Below are 13,301 nucleotides of genomic sequence, written 5' to 3'. Positions count from 1 at the left end.
TTTCGTTCCATTGTTAAGAAAATATGCTCCACCCCTTATTCATCAAGGGCTGGCAGCTATCGAAACTAACTTAGCGCCCAAAAAAAACGCTGACAAGCCTTTTTGGGCTTATCAGCGTAAACTTTTACTTATTTTTGCTACACATCACTATTTTTGAGACTCAAACTCAACGCCCGTCGGGTCTCGCTCTAGTGCGACTTTCAGTACTTCATCAATCCACTGTACAGGGATAACTTCCAGATCCGCGATAACATTATCAGGAATCTCTTCCAAATCACGCTCGTTATCTTTTGGAATTAGCACTGTCTTAATGCCACCACGGTGTGCCGCAAGTAACTTCTCTTTTAGGCCGCCGATAGGTAGAACCTCACCACGCAGTGTGATTTCACCCGTCATCGCTACTTCTGCTTTCACAGGGTTGCCTGTTAGAGAAGAAACCAATGCTGTACACATTGCTGTACCCGCACTTGGGCCATCTTTTGGTGTCGCGCCTTCCGGGACGTGTACGTGAATATCTTTCTTCTCGTAGAAGTCAGTATTGATACCTAGCTTTTCTGCACGAGAGCGAACCACTGTCATTGCTGCTTGGATAGACTCTTGCATCACATCACCAAGAGAACCCGTTTGTGTCAGCTTACCTTTACCTGGCATTGATTGAGTTTCAATCGTTAATAGATCGCCACCCACTTCGGTCCAAGCTAGGCCAGTTACTTGACCAATTCGGTTACTTTCATCCGCTTTACCGTAATCGAAACGTTGAACACCTAAGTACTCTTTTAGGTTGTCCATCGTTACCGTTACTGACTTGATGTCCTTATCCAGCAAGATGTTCTTCACCGCTTTACGGCAGATCTTAGAAATCTCACGCTCTAAGTTACGGACACCCGCTTCACGCGTGTAGTAACGAATGATGCCAATAATCGCAGAATCTTCAATGACGATCTCATCCGCTTTCAAGCCATTACGCTTCACTTGTTTATCAACAAGGTGACGTTTTGCAATGTTCAGCTTCTCGTCTTCGGTGTAACCAGATAAACGAATAACTTCCATACGGTCTAACAATGGACCCGGGATGTTCATCGAGTTCGATGTCGCAACAAACATAACGTCAGAGAGATCGTAATCCACTTCTAGGTAGTGATCGTTGAACGAGTTATTCTGTTCAGGATCAAGTACTTCTAGTAGAGCCGATGCCGGATCACCACGCATATCGGAAGACATTTTGTCGATTTCGTCCAATAAGAACAGCGGGTTCTTCACACCAACCTTCGACATCTTCTGGATCAATTTGCCTGGTAATGAGCCGATATAAGTACGACGATGACCACGAATTTCCGCTTCATCACGCACACCACCCAACGCCATACGAACATACTTACGGCCTGTAGCTGAAGCAATTGAACGACCAAGAGATGTTTTACCGACACCAGGAGGACCAACAAGACAAAGGATAGGGCCTTTTAGCTTGTTGATACGGTTTTGAACCGCCAGGTATTCAAGGATACGTTCTTTGACGCGTTCTAGACCGTAGTGATCTTCATTAAGAACCTCTTCTGCTTTCGCTAAGTTTTTCTTAACTTTTGAGCGCTTAGCCCAAGGAACGCTGACCATCCAATCGATGTAGCTACGAACCACTGTTGCTTCAGCAGACATTGGAGACATCATCTTAAGCTTTTGCAGCTCTTGCTCTGTCTTTTCACGTGCCTCTTGAGGCATTTTTGATTCGTCAATCTTCTTCTGTAGCGTTTCGAACTCGTCTGGTGCGTCTTCCATCTCACCAAGTTCTTTCTGAATCGCTTTCATTTGCTCATTCAGATAATACTCACGCTGAGATTTTTCCATTTGCTTTTTAACGCGACCACGAATTCGTTTTTCAACTTGCAGCAAGTCGATCTCTGATTCCATCTGGCCCATCAGGAATTCCAGACGCTCAGTGACGTCAACAATTTCAAGCACTTGCTGCTTATCTACCAACTTTAACGGCATATGAGCCGCAATGGTATCCGCTAAGCGTGCGGCTTCGTCGATACCATTAAGTGACGTTAGCACTTCTGGTGGAATCTTCTTGTTTAGCTTAATGAACCCTTCAAACTGATTAATCGCGCTGCGAACAATCACTTCTTGCTCACGCTCATCCAATTCTGGCGTAACAACAAATTCAGCTTCCGCTAGGAAGAAGTCACTCTCTTTAAAGTGATTGATTTTTGCTCGCTGCTGGCCTTCGACCAATACTTTTACTGTGCCATCCGGAAGCTTCAAGAGCTGGAGAATGGTGGCTACCGTACCTACGTCAAATAGGTCGTCAACCGTAGGCTCGTCAGTATCCGCTTGCTTTTGTGCCACAAGAAGAACTTGTTTGTTGGTTTCCATCGCCGTTTCTAGACAGCTAATCGATTTCTCACGACCAACAAACAATGGAATAACCATGTGTGGGTAGACCACTACGTCACGTAGAGGTAGTACCGGGATCTCGATACGCTCGGAACGTTCCAAGTTCATATAATTCTCTCTTCCGCTTTCACGTTTAACGTATTACTTAAGGCAGTATATGGGGGCTAATTGTTTGGATTCAATAAGAGAAATAAAAAAAGGAGGTAATTACTTACCTCCTTTTTCATTATGGCTGAATTTACTCTGCTCCAGCTGCCTGATTGTCTGCGTTACTGTAAATAAGCAGTGGCTCTGACTCGCCATTAATGACGGACTCATCAATCACGACTTTACTAACGTCTGTTGCAGATGGTAATTCGTACATGGTTTCAAGTAGCACGCCTTCAAGAATCGAGCGTAAGCCACGAGCACCTGTTTTACGCTCCATTGCTTTTTTCGCGATAGCGCGCAGCGCATCTTCACGGAATTCAAGTTCGGCGTTTTCTAGCTCAAACAATGCTGCATATTGCTTGGTCAGTGCGTTCTTCGGTTCACATAGGATCTGAATCAACGCTTCTTCATCAAGCTCAGTCAGTGTTGTTGTTACAGGTAGACGACCAATGAATTCTGGAATGAGGCCGTACTTCACTAAGTCTTCAGGTTCAACTTGAGTAAATAGCTCACCTACCGTCTTCGATTCATTCTTCGAACGAACTTCAGCACCAAAGCCAATACCTGTACCTGTTGCAACACGCTGCTCAATCACCTTGTCTAAGCCAGCAAAAGCACCACCACAAATGAACAGGATCTTAGATGTGTCCACTTGTAGGAATTCTTGCTGAGGATGCTTACGACCACCTTGAGGTGGAACCGATGCAACCGTACCTTCGATAAGTTTTAGTAGCGCCTGCTGAACACCTTCACCAGATACGTCACGCGTAATAGATGGGTTTTCAGCTTTGCGTGAAATCTTATCAATTTCATCAATGTAAACGATGCCGCGTTCCGCTTTAGCTACATCGTAATCACATTTTTGCAGAAGCTTTTGGATGATGTTTTCAACGTCTTCACCTACGTAACCGGCTTCGGTTAGTGTCGTCGCGTCTGCCATTGTAAATGGCACATCCAAGAATCGAGCTAATGTCTCCGCAAGTAGTGTTTTACCGCTACCTGTAGGACCAATTAGAAGGATGTTACTCTTACCAAGCTCCACACCTTCGCTCGTTGTATCACCATTGCGTAAACGCTTGTAGTGGTTATATACCGCAACTGCGAGCACTTTTTTCGCGTAATCTTGCCCGATCACATAGTCATCAAGGTGTTCACGGATCTGTTTTGGCGTTGGTAACGCTTCAGATTCTTTCTTAGGGAGAACATCCTTGATTTCTTCGCGAATAATATCGTTACATAAGTCGACACACTCGTCGCAAATGTACACTGACGGACCTGCGATTAGCTTGCGAACTTCGTGCTGACTTTTGCCGCAGAAAGAACAGTACAGCAATTTACCGCTGCCACTTTCTTTGCTTTTATCTGTCATTCGCTAACCTCTTAGCCTTTACTCTTCATGAATGAGTGTATATCAATTTTTGCCAAAATGCGCTGGCAAATTACTCGCCACGGTGGCTTAACACTGCATCCACGATACCGTATTCCACAGCCTGCTCTGATGACATGAAGTTATCACGATCAGTATCGCGCTCAATGACTTCAAGAGGTTGGCCTGTATGTTCTGCTAACAACTTGTTTAGCTTCTGTTTAATCGTCAGGATTTCCTGAGCATGGATTTGGATATCAGAAGCTTGACCCTGGAAACCACCCAATGGTTGGTGGATCATTACACGAGAGTTAGGCAGTACGTAACGCTTACCTGGCGCACCACCTGCAAGCAGGAAGGCACCCATTGAACATGCTTGACCCATACATACTGTGCTCACATTTGGCTTAATGAACTGCATGGTGTCGTAAATAGACATACCTGCTGTTACGCTGCCGCCTGGTGAGTTGATGTATAGGAAAATATCTTTATCTGGATTTTCAGATTCTAGGAAAAGTAGCTGAGCCACGACAAGGTTTGCCATGTGGTCTTCCACTTGACCCGTTAAAAAAATCACGCGCTCTTTCAGCAGACGTGAGTAGATGTCGTAAGAACGTTCGCCTCGGGAAGTTTGTTCAACCACCATTGGTACTAGCGCGTCCATAATTGGCGACATTGCATTTTTTTCTTGGTAGCTCATATTCTTATGTCCCTAAAATAAATGGCCCGGATGATGACTATCATACGGACCATTGTTAGCAGAATAGTTAACGTTAAGTCAACCTTCTACGCAAGATATTGCTTATTAAGCAGCAGGTTGTTGTTGGTTAAGTAGCTCGTTGAAGCCTACTTCTTTCTCAGAAACCTGTGCTTTAGCGATGATCGCGTCGATTGCTTGCTCTTCTAGAGCTACGTTGCGCATGTTGTTCATCATTTCTTCGTTTTGCTCGTAGTAAGCAATAACTTCTGATGGATCTTCGTATGCAGTAGCCATTTCTTCGATTAGAGCTTTAACTTTCTCGTCGTCCGCTTTTAGCTCTTCAGATTTGATTACTTCACCTAGTAGAAGACCAACAACTACGCGACGTTTAGCTTGTTCTTCGAACAGTTCACGTGGAAGCTGAGCAGCAGCTTCTGGGTTACCACCGAAGCGTTGTGCAGCTTGTTGACGTAGAACTTGGATTTCTTGCTCGATAAGCGCTGATGGTACGTTGATGTCGTTTTGCTCAACTAGACCGTCAATCGCTTGCTCTTTGATGCGGTTCTTAACAGCTTGCTTAAGTTCGCGTTCCATGTTCTTACGAACTTCAGCTTTAAGTGCTTCAACACCACCTTCAACAACACCGAACTTAGCAACGAACTCGTCGTTTAGTTCTGGAAGTTCACGAGCTTCAACTTTGTTCACTTTGATTGCGAACTTAGCTGCTTTACCTTTTAGGTTTTCAGCGTGGTAATCTTCTGGGAAAGTCACGTCGATGTCGAATTCCATACCAGCAGTTTTACCTGCGATACCGTCTTCGAAACCAGGGATCATGCGACCAGCACCCATTTCTAGAGGGAAGTTCTCAGCTTTACCGCCTTCGAACTCTTCACCGTCGATAGAACCAACGAAGTCGATGCTTACGCGTTTGCCATCTTCTGCTGCTTCTTCAACTTCAACCCAAGTTGCTTGTTGCTTACGTAGAGTATCGATCATCTCTTCTACGTCTGCATCTTTAACTTCTGTTAGTGGTTTTTCAACAGTGATGCTCTCTAGGCCTTTAAGCTCAACTTCTGGGTAAACTTCAAAAGTTGCAGTGAAAACTAGGTCTGAACCTTCTTTGTTCTCTACAGGAGCGAAAGTTGGAGCGCCAGCTGGGTTGATTTTCTCTTTAACGATAGCTTCGATGAAGTGGCGTTGCATTACTTCACCAAGAACGTCTTGACGTACTGCTTTGCCGTACATCTTAGCAACCATTTTTAGAGGCACTTTACCCTTACGGAAACCATCGAAACGACGGTTTTTAGCGATGTTGCGTAGTTCAGCTGTTACAGCGTCTTCGATGTTTGCAGCTGGAACAGTAATGTTTAGACGGCGCTCTAGGCCCTCTAGCGTTTCAACAGTAACTTGCATTATATATAAACCTCTAAAGTGGCTCGGTTTTCCGAGCGTATGAGCGAAACTCAGAGGAGCTTACGCTTCATCCTTGTGTAGTGTTCTGTCCGAACACCTAATTTAAAATCGAGTATCGATACTGGTTGTCAGTACCGGACTAATCAGTGATATCTTCGATAAAATAACCAAAGGTATCTCCTATTAGCCTCAGGACAGAATTTTTAGACGCGACATTCTAGCGATCTGTCGCAACCCTGTCGAGCCAATAGCCACTATGTGGACATTGTCTGCGCTAAATTCTCGAATGCTGACCCATTTTTTCTTCAAAAATGCGATTCAGACACCGTCTAAGCATCGCCAGCATATCTAGAATGGGGACAATAGCGACTTTTTCAAGAGAATCGACCGGTTTTTTTATCGAAAAGCCTAAAAAGAGATCTTGCTCTTGTTTTACTCCACAGAGTTGAAAACTAAATCCCTAATCCTTCCTACAAACTATTAACATTTTCTTACGTGACCAAAGGAAGTTGTAAGGAGTGTAAGGATGTCGCAAAAAAAACGGATTCTGCTGACATTTTTTGCTTTCTATTTCCTGTGCGCAATTATCGGTGGCCATTGGGTTTGGCAGACCAGTTATCAATCTCTACTTGATAAACACCAATCACAGCTGGAGCAGTTTTCTGGCCATATAAAAAATAAACTCGATAAGTACGCCCATATCCCAAATCTTCTCGCTAAAGATGATCCTCTTTATCAAGCGCTTCTGCACCCCAACAACAGTGCGCAACTGGAAATCACTAATCGGTATTTAGAATCCGTTAATGGCGTGATTGAAGCAGCGGATACGTACTTAATCGATCAATGGGGTACAACGATCGCAGCCAGCAACTGGCGTAAAGAGCGCTCCTTTATCGGGCGAAATTTTGCATTTCGCCCTTATTTCAAACAAGCCATTGTAGGCAAAAGAAGCCAATACTACGCACTGGGCTCAACATCTGGTAAACGTGGCTACTACTATTCTTATCCCATCGTATACGCTGGCGGTGTACTTGGTGTCGTCGTGGTGAAGATGGACCTAAGTAAGATAGAGGACAACTGGCAGCAACCTAACAGTGTTTTTGTCGCCAGCGACCCATACGGAATTGTTTTCATGAGTAGCCGAAGTGAATGGCTACTCAAAAGCTTACAACCACTGACAAAAAAAGAGAAAAAGCAAGTTTGGGCAAGCCAACAATATCTTGATGCGCCAATTGAAACGCTTGGATTAGTAGGTAGTTTGGACGAGGTGCATTCTGAGCTTAAACAGGGTTACCCATACAATAAAGGAACCTTGGTGGTCTCTTCGCTGCCCCTTCCCGAACTCAAACTGACAATTCGTGTGCTGTCTCCTAAACAGTCGATCGTTTGGTTCACCATGGGTTACATCTTTGTACTCACTCTAGCATTCATGGTTTTGTTTTTAATTGGTCAGCTTATTTATCACCGTCAACAGCGTCACTTGCAAATTGAACGAATTCAACAAGAAGCCAATCAAAAGTTGGAATATCAAGTCATGGCACGGACTGCCGAGTTGCAAGCGGAGATCGCACAGCGTATCGATACCGAGCAAACTTTACGCGTTACTCAAGACGAATTGGTGCAAGCAGCGAAACTCGCGGTGTTAGGACAAATGTCGGCCAGTATCAGCCATGAACTGAATAATCCACTTGCGGCAATTCGTAGCTTTGCGGAGAACGGCAAGCTGTTTCTAAAAAAAGAAAAATATGAGCGAGTGGAAGATAATCTCACTCGCATTTCTGCTCTCACTGACCGTATGGCAAATATCAGTCAGCAACTTCGCTCTTTCGCCAAAAAAACCAGTGGTGACGAGTTGGCTCAATCTCGACTGTTCCCTGTTATTGCCTCTGTAAAAGAACTGATGAAGCCCGCATTTAAATCAGGGCGCGTCACGTTAGAAACAAATTTGCCAGAGCATGATGTTGAAGTGCAGATCAATATTATTCAACTGGAGCAAGTGTTGGTCAATTTACTGACTAATGCGATAGAAGCACTCAAAGAGCAACAAGACAAACAGGTAGAATTATCTGTAGAACACGATGAGCACACTGATTTGGTTTGGATTCATGTTGATGATAATGGCCCAGGGCTTGGCTCTTTCTCACTTTCTGATTTATGTGAGCCGTTTCTAACCACTAAACTGAACGGTTTAGGTTTGGGTCTCTCTATCTCGCAACAAATCTTAGCCAGTATGAATGGAAAATTATGTGCCCATAATCGAGAACAAGGCGGCGCTCGATTCTCATTGTGTTTACCTATCACTTCTTACAACACTGAACCATCAAAAGGATAAGATCATGTGTCAGGTGTTTTTTATTGATGATGAGGCCGATCTCAGAATCGCTATAGAACAGACCTTTGAACTGGCGGATATCGACGCCAAGTTTTTTGTGGATGCAGAATCGGCTTTAATAGCGATGCAGCAAGGAGAAGAAGCTGGCGTCGTGGTCACTGATATCTGTTTGCCGGGCATTTCTGGTATGGATATGCTGACAACTTTGACTCAACGCGATGCAAACTTACCCGTCATCATGATCACTGGACACGGTGATATTTCCATGGCTGTGCAAGCCCTTCATCAAGGCGCTTACGACTTTATTGAGAAACCTTTTGCGCCAGAACATTTGGTTGAAACGGTTAAGCGGGCGATTGAGAAGCGCAAACTAACCAATGAAAATGAAAAACTGCGCCTGTCACTTAAAGCCAGTAAAACCCTTGGTCCACGAGTTATTGGTGAAACCTCTAGCATCCAAATATTACGAGAGACCATCACCCAAATCGCCGATACCGACGCCGATATTTTATTGTTTGGTGAAACCGGTACAGGGAAAGAGTTAATCGCTCGTTCTTTACATGAGCAAAGCTCTCGCCGGAACCAAAACTTTGTCGCCGTAAATTGTGGAGCGGTTCCAGAGAACTTAATTGAGAGTGAACTCTACGGCCATGAAAAAGGCGCATTCACTGGCGCCGAAAGCCGTCGTATCGGTAAATTTGAGTTTGCACAAGGCGGCACACTTTTCTTGGATGAGATCGAGTCGATGCCTATCCAAGCCCAAATTCGTTTATTGAGGGTATTACAAGAGCGCGTGATTGAGCGTGTCGGTTCAAATGAATTATTGCCTTTAGATATTCGAGTGATTGCCGCAACAAAGGTCGATTTAAAACACGCAGCTGAAGAAGGTACTTTCCGTCAGGACCTCTATTATCGGCTCAATGTCGTGACCCTGGATCTCCCGCCACTACGCGAACGAAAAGAAGACATTCCCGCCCTCTTTCACCATTTTCTGTTGGTAGCAGCTTCACGTTATGGCAAAAGCTCACCTAGCTTGTCACCCCAAGATCTAGCGCAACTGATGAGCCATGACTGGCCTGGCAATGTTCGAGAACTCAGAAATGCTGCAGAGCGTTTTGTGCTATTGGGTAAGTTAATTCAGTTGGGAGAATCGAACCCAGTTGCTAAGTCTTCCTCAAGCCTTGCAGAGCAAGTGGCGGAGTTTGAGAGAGCAGCCATTGAAGGCGCTTTATTAGAAAACAACGGTAGTATTAAACAGACAATGTGCCAATTGAATGTGCCAAGAAAAACTCTTTACGACAAGATGCAGCGCTACCAAATAAATAAAGACCTTTACAAATAAAACACGTTCAAATAGCTGGCATTATATTCAACTTGAATCATAATTTTTAACAACGGGTTTATCATGGTTGTTATAGATATGAACGAAAAAGTGAGAATACCGATTGTTACAGATACCGTGCTCGTAGACGGTTGCTATCAAGAAGAGAGAAGATTCGGTGAAGAGCGTCGCAAAAATAAAAAGAGGTGGCGACACTATGAACGTCGAATTAATTCAGACCCGCGCAAAACTTGTTACAAGTCAATAGACGAAGAGGTGTGAATTCTCACACCTCTTTCTACTTTCTGGCTTCCATTACTTGGTAATGATCTCCGGCCCCATCAAGGTAGTAGGCAACCAAGTCGAAACCCATGGTACATATGTGACGATAATTAGGAATAAGAACATCACTCCAACCCAGGGTAATGCTGCCTTCACTACATTCATCATCGACATTTTGGCAACACCAGCGGTCACAAATAAGTTAAGACCCACGGGCGGCGTTATCATTCCTATCTCCATATTCACCACCATCATTATGCCCAAATGAATTGGGTCTATGCCTAATGCAATCGCAATTGGGAACACGAGCGGCGCAACAATGATCAACAAGCCTGATGGCTCCATGAACTGACCACCAATCAACAACAAGACGTTCACCACAATCAAAAAAGTGATTGGTCCGAGACCAGCCGAGAGCATCGACTCGGTGATCATTTGCGGGATGCGTTCTTCCGTTAAAACATGCTTCAAAATTAAGGCATTAGCAATGATGAACAGAAGCATGATGGTGAGTTTACCCGCTTCATACAGGGTGTGTTTGGTGTCTTTATGAACAAAGGTTTGGAAGATTTTAACGAGCGCAGGTTTAGTGTTTTTCTTGTCTGCAAATGGCCCCATGTCTTTGTATACAAAGTTAGCAATAAAGAATGAGTACACAGCAGCAACCGCAGCGGCTTCTGTCGGCGTAAAGATACCGCCATAGATACCACCAAGAATGATGACGACCAACAACAAGCCCCAGCTTGCATCCTTGGCGGCATCGAAGGTTTCTTTCCAACCAACAAAAGGCTGTTTTGGAAGGTTCTTGATTCTCGCGGCAATGTAAATCGCGATCATCAACATGACACCCGCCAGCAAACCGGGAATCACACCACCAAGGAACATACGTCCAACTGACACATCCGTTGCGGCTGCATACACCACCATCACAATCGAAGGTGGGATCAAAATCCCTAGCGTACCTGCGTTACAAATTACCCCAGAGGCAAACTCTTTTGAGTAACCGTTTTTGATCATACCTGCGATAACAATACTACCTATGGCAACAACCGTTGCAGGTGAGGAACCTGACAACGCGGCAAACATCATACACGCGACAACCGAAGCCATCGCCAAACCGCCGCGGAACCAGCCTACAATGGCAATGGCGAAACGAATGATCCGCTTTGCTACGCCACCCGTCGACATAAAGCTTGAAGCCAATATAAAGAATGGAATAGCCAATAGCGTGTAGTGGCCCGCGAATGCATTAAACAGCGTTTGAGCAACTGACGCTAAAGAGGCATCCGAATGCATTAAAAGGAAAAGAACACTGGAAAGGCCCAGCGAAATAGCAATTGGCACGCCAACCAGCATAAAGCCAATTACCATCAAAAATAGAAATAAGATATCCATGGCTTATTGCTCCTTGTTTTTAGCGTCTTGCGAGGCCTTTGGAGCCATTACGTCTTCAGCGTCACTCATCTCAGCTTTAAGAGATTCGAGCTCTTCCTCCGCTTCATGTCCTGCAATCAAGCGATCGAGCTTACCAGTAGCGATTTGCCACGTGACTTGAACAAATCTAAACGTTAGTAGCGCCATTCCAAGTGGCAAAGCGAAGTAAGGAATAAAACGTGGCAGCTTTTCATAACGCTCTCCCTCATTTAGCCAGTCGGCCATGAACTGGAGTATTTCAGGCATCGGAATATCGTCCGTTTCATACCACGCTCGGTCAGTAGCGAACGGATACCAGTAGTTCCAAGCGCCAATTAACAGCAAAATAGAGAAGGCTAAGCAACACATTGCTGCAAAAAGCGCCAGGGCTTTTCGTTTACCTTCCGGAACGATGTTAATAATGACATCGACACCAATATGAAAGTGTTTTTTCACACCATAAGATGCGCCAACCAACACCATCCATGCGAACATGAAAACGGTGAGCTCAAGCGCCCAAAGAATATTGTCGTTAAAGACATAACGAAAGATGACATTGGCAAAGGTCAGCAAGGTCATGGCACCCAAGAAGAAAGCAATCAAAGTCTCTTCAATGGCATCGGTGATTCGTCCAGCCTTGGCAAAAAAAGTCTGTTCCATAATTACATCACGTCGTCTGTAGGGGGAAAGAGCCCCCTCAGTTTGAGAGGGCTAAATGTGCTAGGTGTTATTATTTTTGGTTAGACGCCAAAGCGGCTTCGATTAGGTCAGAACCAATGTCTTTTTCGAACTTCTTCCATACTGGTTGAAGTGCAGTGACCCATTCTTGGCGCTGTTCTGGCGTTAGAGTACGAACCACACCACCTGCCTCGATGATATTGTTCTTATTCGCAAGGTTTACTTTGGTTGACTCAGCATTACGCTGCGCAGTTACCTCTTGAATAATGGTATTTAACTGCTCGCGCTGATCATCTGGTAGGTTTTTCCAGAAGTCGTTTGACGTCACAACTAAGTAATCCAGAATTCCGTGGTTCGTTTCCGTAATGCCATCTTGAACTTCGAAGAATTTTTTGCCGTAAATGTTTGACCAAGTATTTTCTTGACCATCAATAACCTTAGTTTGCAAGCCGCCGTAAACTTCTTTGAACGACATTTTTTGTGGGTTAGCACCTAGCTGCTCAAACTGAGCAACGAGTACATCAGACGCTTGAACACGGAACTTAAGTCCTTCAGCATCAGTTGGAGAAATGAGCGGCTTGTTGGCTGACATTTGCTTCATGCCGTTATGCCAAAACGCAATGCCTTGTAGGCCACGACGTTTCATTGAATTTTTCAGCTTTTCACCCGCTTCCGAGTTTTGGAAACGGTCAACCGCGTCGACATCATCGAACAAGAAAGGAAGATCGAAAAGGCGGTACTTCTTGGTGAATTTCTCAAACTTAGAAAGAGAAGGAGCAGCGAGTTGAACATCACCATTCAGTAGCGCTTCCAACACTTTGTCATCATCATACAGTGTTGAGTTAGGAAACACCTGCATACAGACTTTACCGTTCATCTCTTCGTTGACGCGCTTTTCAAGTAACGAAGCCGCGATGCCTTTAGGGTGTTTGTCCGCGTTCGTTACATGGCTAAACTTGATGACCGTTTCACCCGGGTCACAATTTGCGGCAGCATTAAAACTGGTAACAGCAAGTGCAGAGACAGATAGTAGAGTTAGAGGCTTAAACATTATTATTCTCCTTGTTGAATCACATCCCATCCCGTCCATGAGTAACTAGGTGTTAGGCGATGGGTACGGATGTTCAACAAGGAGCAATTAATGGACCATGTTAAAATTTACATGTATTTCAATAAATTAACATAGCCCATTAACATGAATCCGAAGTGTAACGAGTGAATTCCACCCAAGAAAAAGATACAAATGGGTGGGAAA

At 44.5% G+C, this 13,301-nt stretch carries 10 protein-coding genes; 3 read left to right on the top strand and 7 right to left on the bottom strand.

The window, feature by feature from the left end; all coding sequences use genetic code 11:
• Positions 1-147: 147 nt before the first annotated feature.
• The 4 genes from lon to tig form a co-directional block, all read right to left on the bottom strand.
• The gene (lon, locus tag R7Q38_RS12495; protein ID WP_005382343.1) at positions 148-2,499 is read right to left on the bottom strand and encodes an endopeptidase La; all 2,352 of its coding nucleotides are present in this window, start codon (positions 2,497-2,499) and stop codon (positions 148-150) included.
• Positions 2,500-2,629: 130 nt separating this feature from the next.
• A complete protein-coding gene (gene clpX, locus R7Q38_RS12490) occupies positions 2,630-3,910 on the bottom strand; it encodes an ATP-dependent protease ATP-binding subunit ClpX (RefSeq protein WP_005382345.1) in 1,281 nt (426 codons plus the stop codon).
• A 70-nt stretch (positions 3,911-3,980) separates the two neighbouring features.
• A complete protein-coding gene (gene clpP, locus R7Q38_RS12485) occupies positions 3,981-4,607 on the bottom strand; it encodes an ATP-dependent Clp endopeptidase proteolytic subunit ClpP (RefSeq protein ID WP_005382347.1) in 627 nt (208 codons plus the stop codon).
• A gap of 105 nt (positions 4,608-4,712) precedes the next feature.
• A complete protein-coding gene (gene tig / locus R7Q38_RS12480) occupies positions 4,713-6,020 on the bottom strand; it encodes a trigger factor (RefSeq protein ID WP_005382251.1) in 1,308 nt (435 codons plus the stop codon).
• 526 nt (positions 6,021-6,546) lie between these two features.
• On the opposite strand from tig, the gene R7Q38_RS12475 reads away from it, so the two are divergent.
• From R7Q38_RS12475 to R7Q38_RS12465, 3 genes are all read left to right on the top strand, one after another.
• Complete coding sequence (locus R7Q38_RS12475; RefSeq protein WP_137281803.1) at positions 6,547-8,352, top strand: ATP-binding protein; 1,806 nt, start codon at positions 6,547-6,549, stop codon at positions 8,350-8,352.
• A gap of 4 nt (positions 8,353-8,356) precedes the next feature.
• Complete coding sequence (locus R7Q38_RS12470) at positions 8,357-9,694, top strand: sigma-54-dependent transcriptional regulator (RefSeq protein ID WP_005382254.1); 1,338 nt, start codon at positions 8,357-8,359, stop codon at positions 9,692-9,694.
• Between the two features lie 78 nt (positions 9,695-9,772).
• Positions 9,773-9,955: a hypothetical protein gene (locus R7Q38_RS12465; RefSeq protein WP_021034161.1), complete on the top strand. Its 183-nt coding sequence runs from the start codon at positions 9,773-9,775 to the stop codon at positions 9,953-9,955.
• 33 nt (positions 9,956-9,988) lie between these two features.
• On the opposite strand, the gene R7Q38_RS12460 is transcribed toward R7Q38_RS12465, so the two are convergent.
• The 3 genes from R7Q38_RS12460 to R7Q38_RS12450 form a co-directional block, all read right to left on the bottom strand.
• Positions 9,989-11,350: a TRAP transporter large permease gene (locus tag R7Q38_RS12460; RefSeq protein WP_005382255.1), complete on the bottom strand. Its 1,362-nt coding sequence runs from the start codon at positions 11,348-11,350 to the stop codon at positions 9,989-9,991.
• A gap of 3 nt (positions 11,351-11,353) precedes the next feature.
• The gene (locus tag R7Q38_RS12455) at positions 11,354-12,028 is read right to left on the bottom strand and encodes a TRAP transporter small permease (RefSeq protein WP_005384308.1); all 675 of its coding nucleotides are present in this window, start codon (positions 12,026-12,028) and stop codon (positions 11,354-11,356) included.
• A 70-nt stretch (positions 12,029-12,098) separates the two neighbouring features.
• Complete coding sequence (locus tag R7Q38_RS12450; protein ID WP_017634784.1) at positions 12,099-13,097, bottom strand: TRAP transporter substrate-binding protein; 999 nt, start codon at positions 13,095-13,097, stop codon at positions 12,099-12,101.
• Positions 13,098-13,301: the final 204 nt, after the last annotated feature.

The sequence above is a fragment of the Vibrio sp. Vb0598 genome, from assembly GCF_033338935.1.
Taxonomy (GTDB): Bacteria; Pseudomonadota; Gammaproteobacteria; order Enterobacterales; family Vibrionaceae; genus Vibrio; species Vibrio alginolyticus.
The sequence above is the reverse complement of the archived record's forward strand: the minus strand, read 5'-3'. Positions and strand labels throughout refer to the sequence as shown.

What these genes read in the sequence shown, in the direction of transcription:
- R7Q38_RS12455 (WP_005384308.1), bottom strand. Translation starts at nt 12,028, where the DNA reads ATGGAACAGACTTTTTTTGCCAAGGCTGGACGAATCACCGATGCCATT.
- clpP (WP_005382347.1), bottom strand. Translation starts at nt 4,607, where the DNA reads ATGAGCTACCAAGAAAAAAATGCAATGTCGCCAATTATGGACGCGCTA.
- R7Q38_RS12470 (WP_005382254.1), top strand. Translation starts at nt 8,357, where the DNA reads ATGTGTCAGGTGTTTTTTATTGATGATGAGGCCGATCTCAGAATCGCT.
- lon (WP_005382343.1), bottom strand. Translation starts at nt 2,499, where the DNA reads ATGAACTTGGAACGTTCCGAGCGTATCGAGATCCCGGTACTACCTCTA.
- R7Q38_RS12460 (WP_005382255.1), bottom strand. Translation starts at nt 11,350, where the DNA reads ATGGATATCTTATTTCTATTTTTGATGGTAATTGGCTTTATGCTGGTT.
- R7Q38_RS12450 (WP_017634784.1), bottom strand. Translation starts at nt 13,097, where the DNA reads ATGTTTAAGCCTCTAACTCTACTATCTGTCTCTGCACTTGCTGTTACC.
- R7Q38_RS12475 (WP_137281803.1), top strand. Translation starts at nt 6,547, where the DNA reads ATGTCGCAAAAAAAACGGATTCTGCTGACATTTTTTGCTTTCTATTTC.
- clpX (WP_005382345.1), bottom strand. Translation starts at nt 3,910, where the DNA reads ATGACAGATAAAAGCAAAGAAAGTGGCAGCGGTAAATTGCTGTACTGT.
- R7Q38_RS12465 (WP_021034161.1), top strand. Translation starts at nt 9,773, where the DNA reads ATGAACGAAAAAGTGAGAATACCGATTGTTACAGATACCGTGCTCGTA.
- tig (WP_005382251.1), bottom strand. Translation starts at nt 6,020, where the DNA reads ATGCAAGTTACTGTTGAAACGCTAGAGGGCCTAGAGCGCCGTCTAAAC.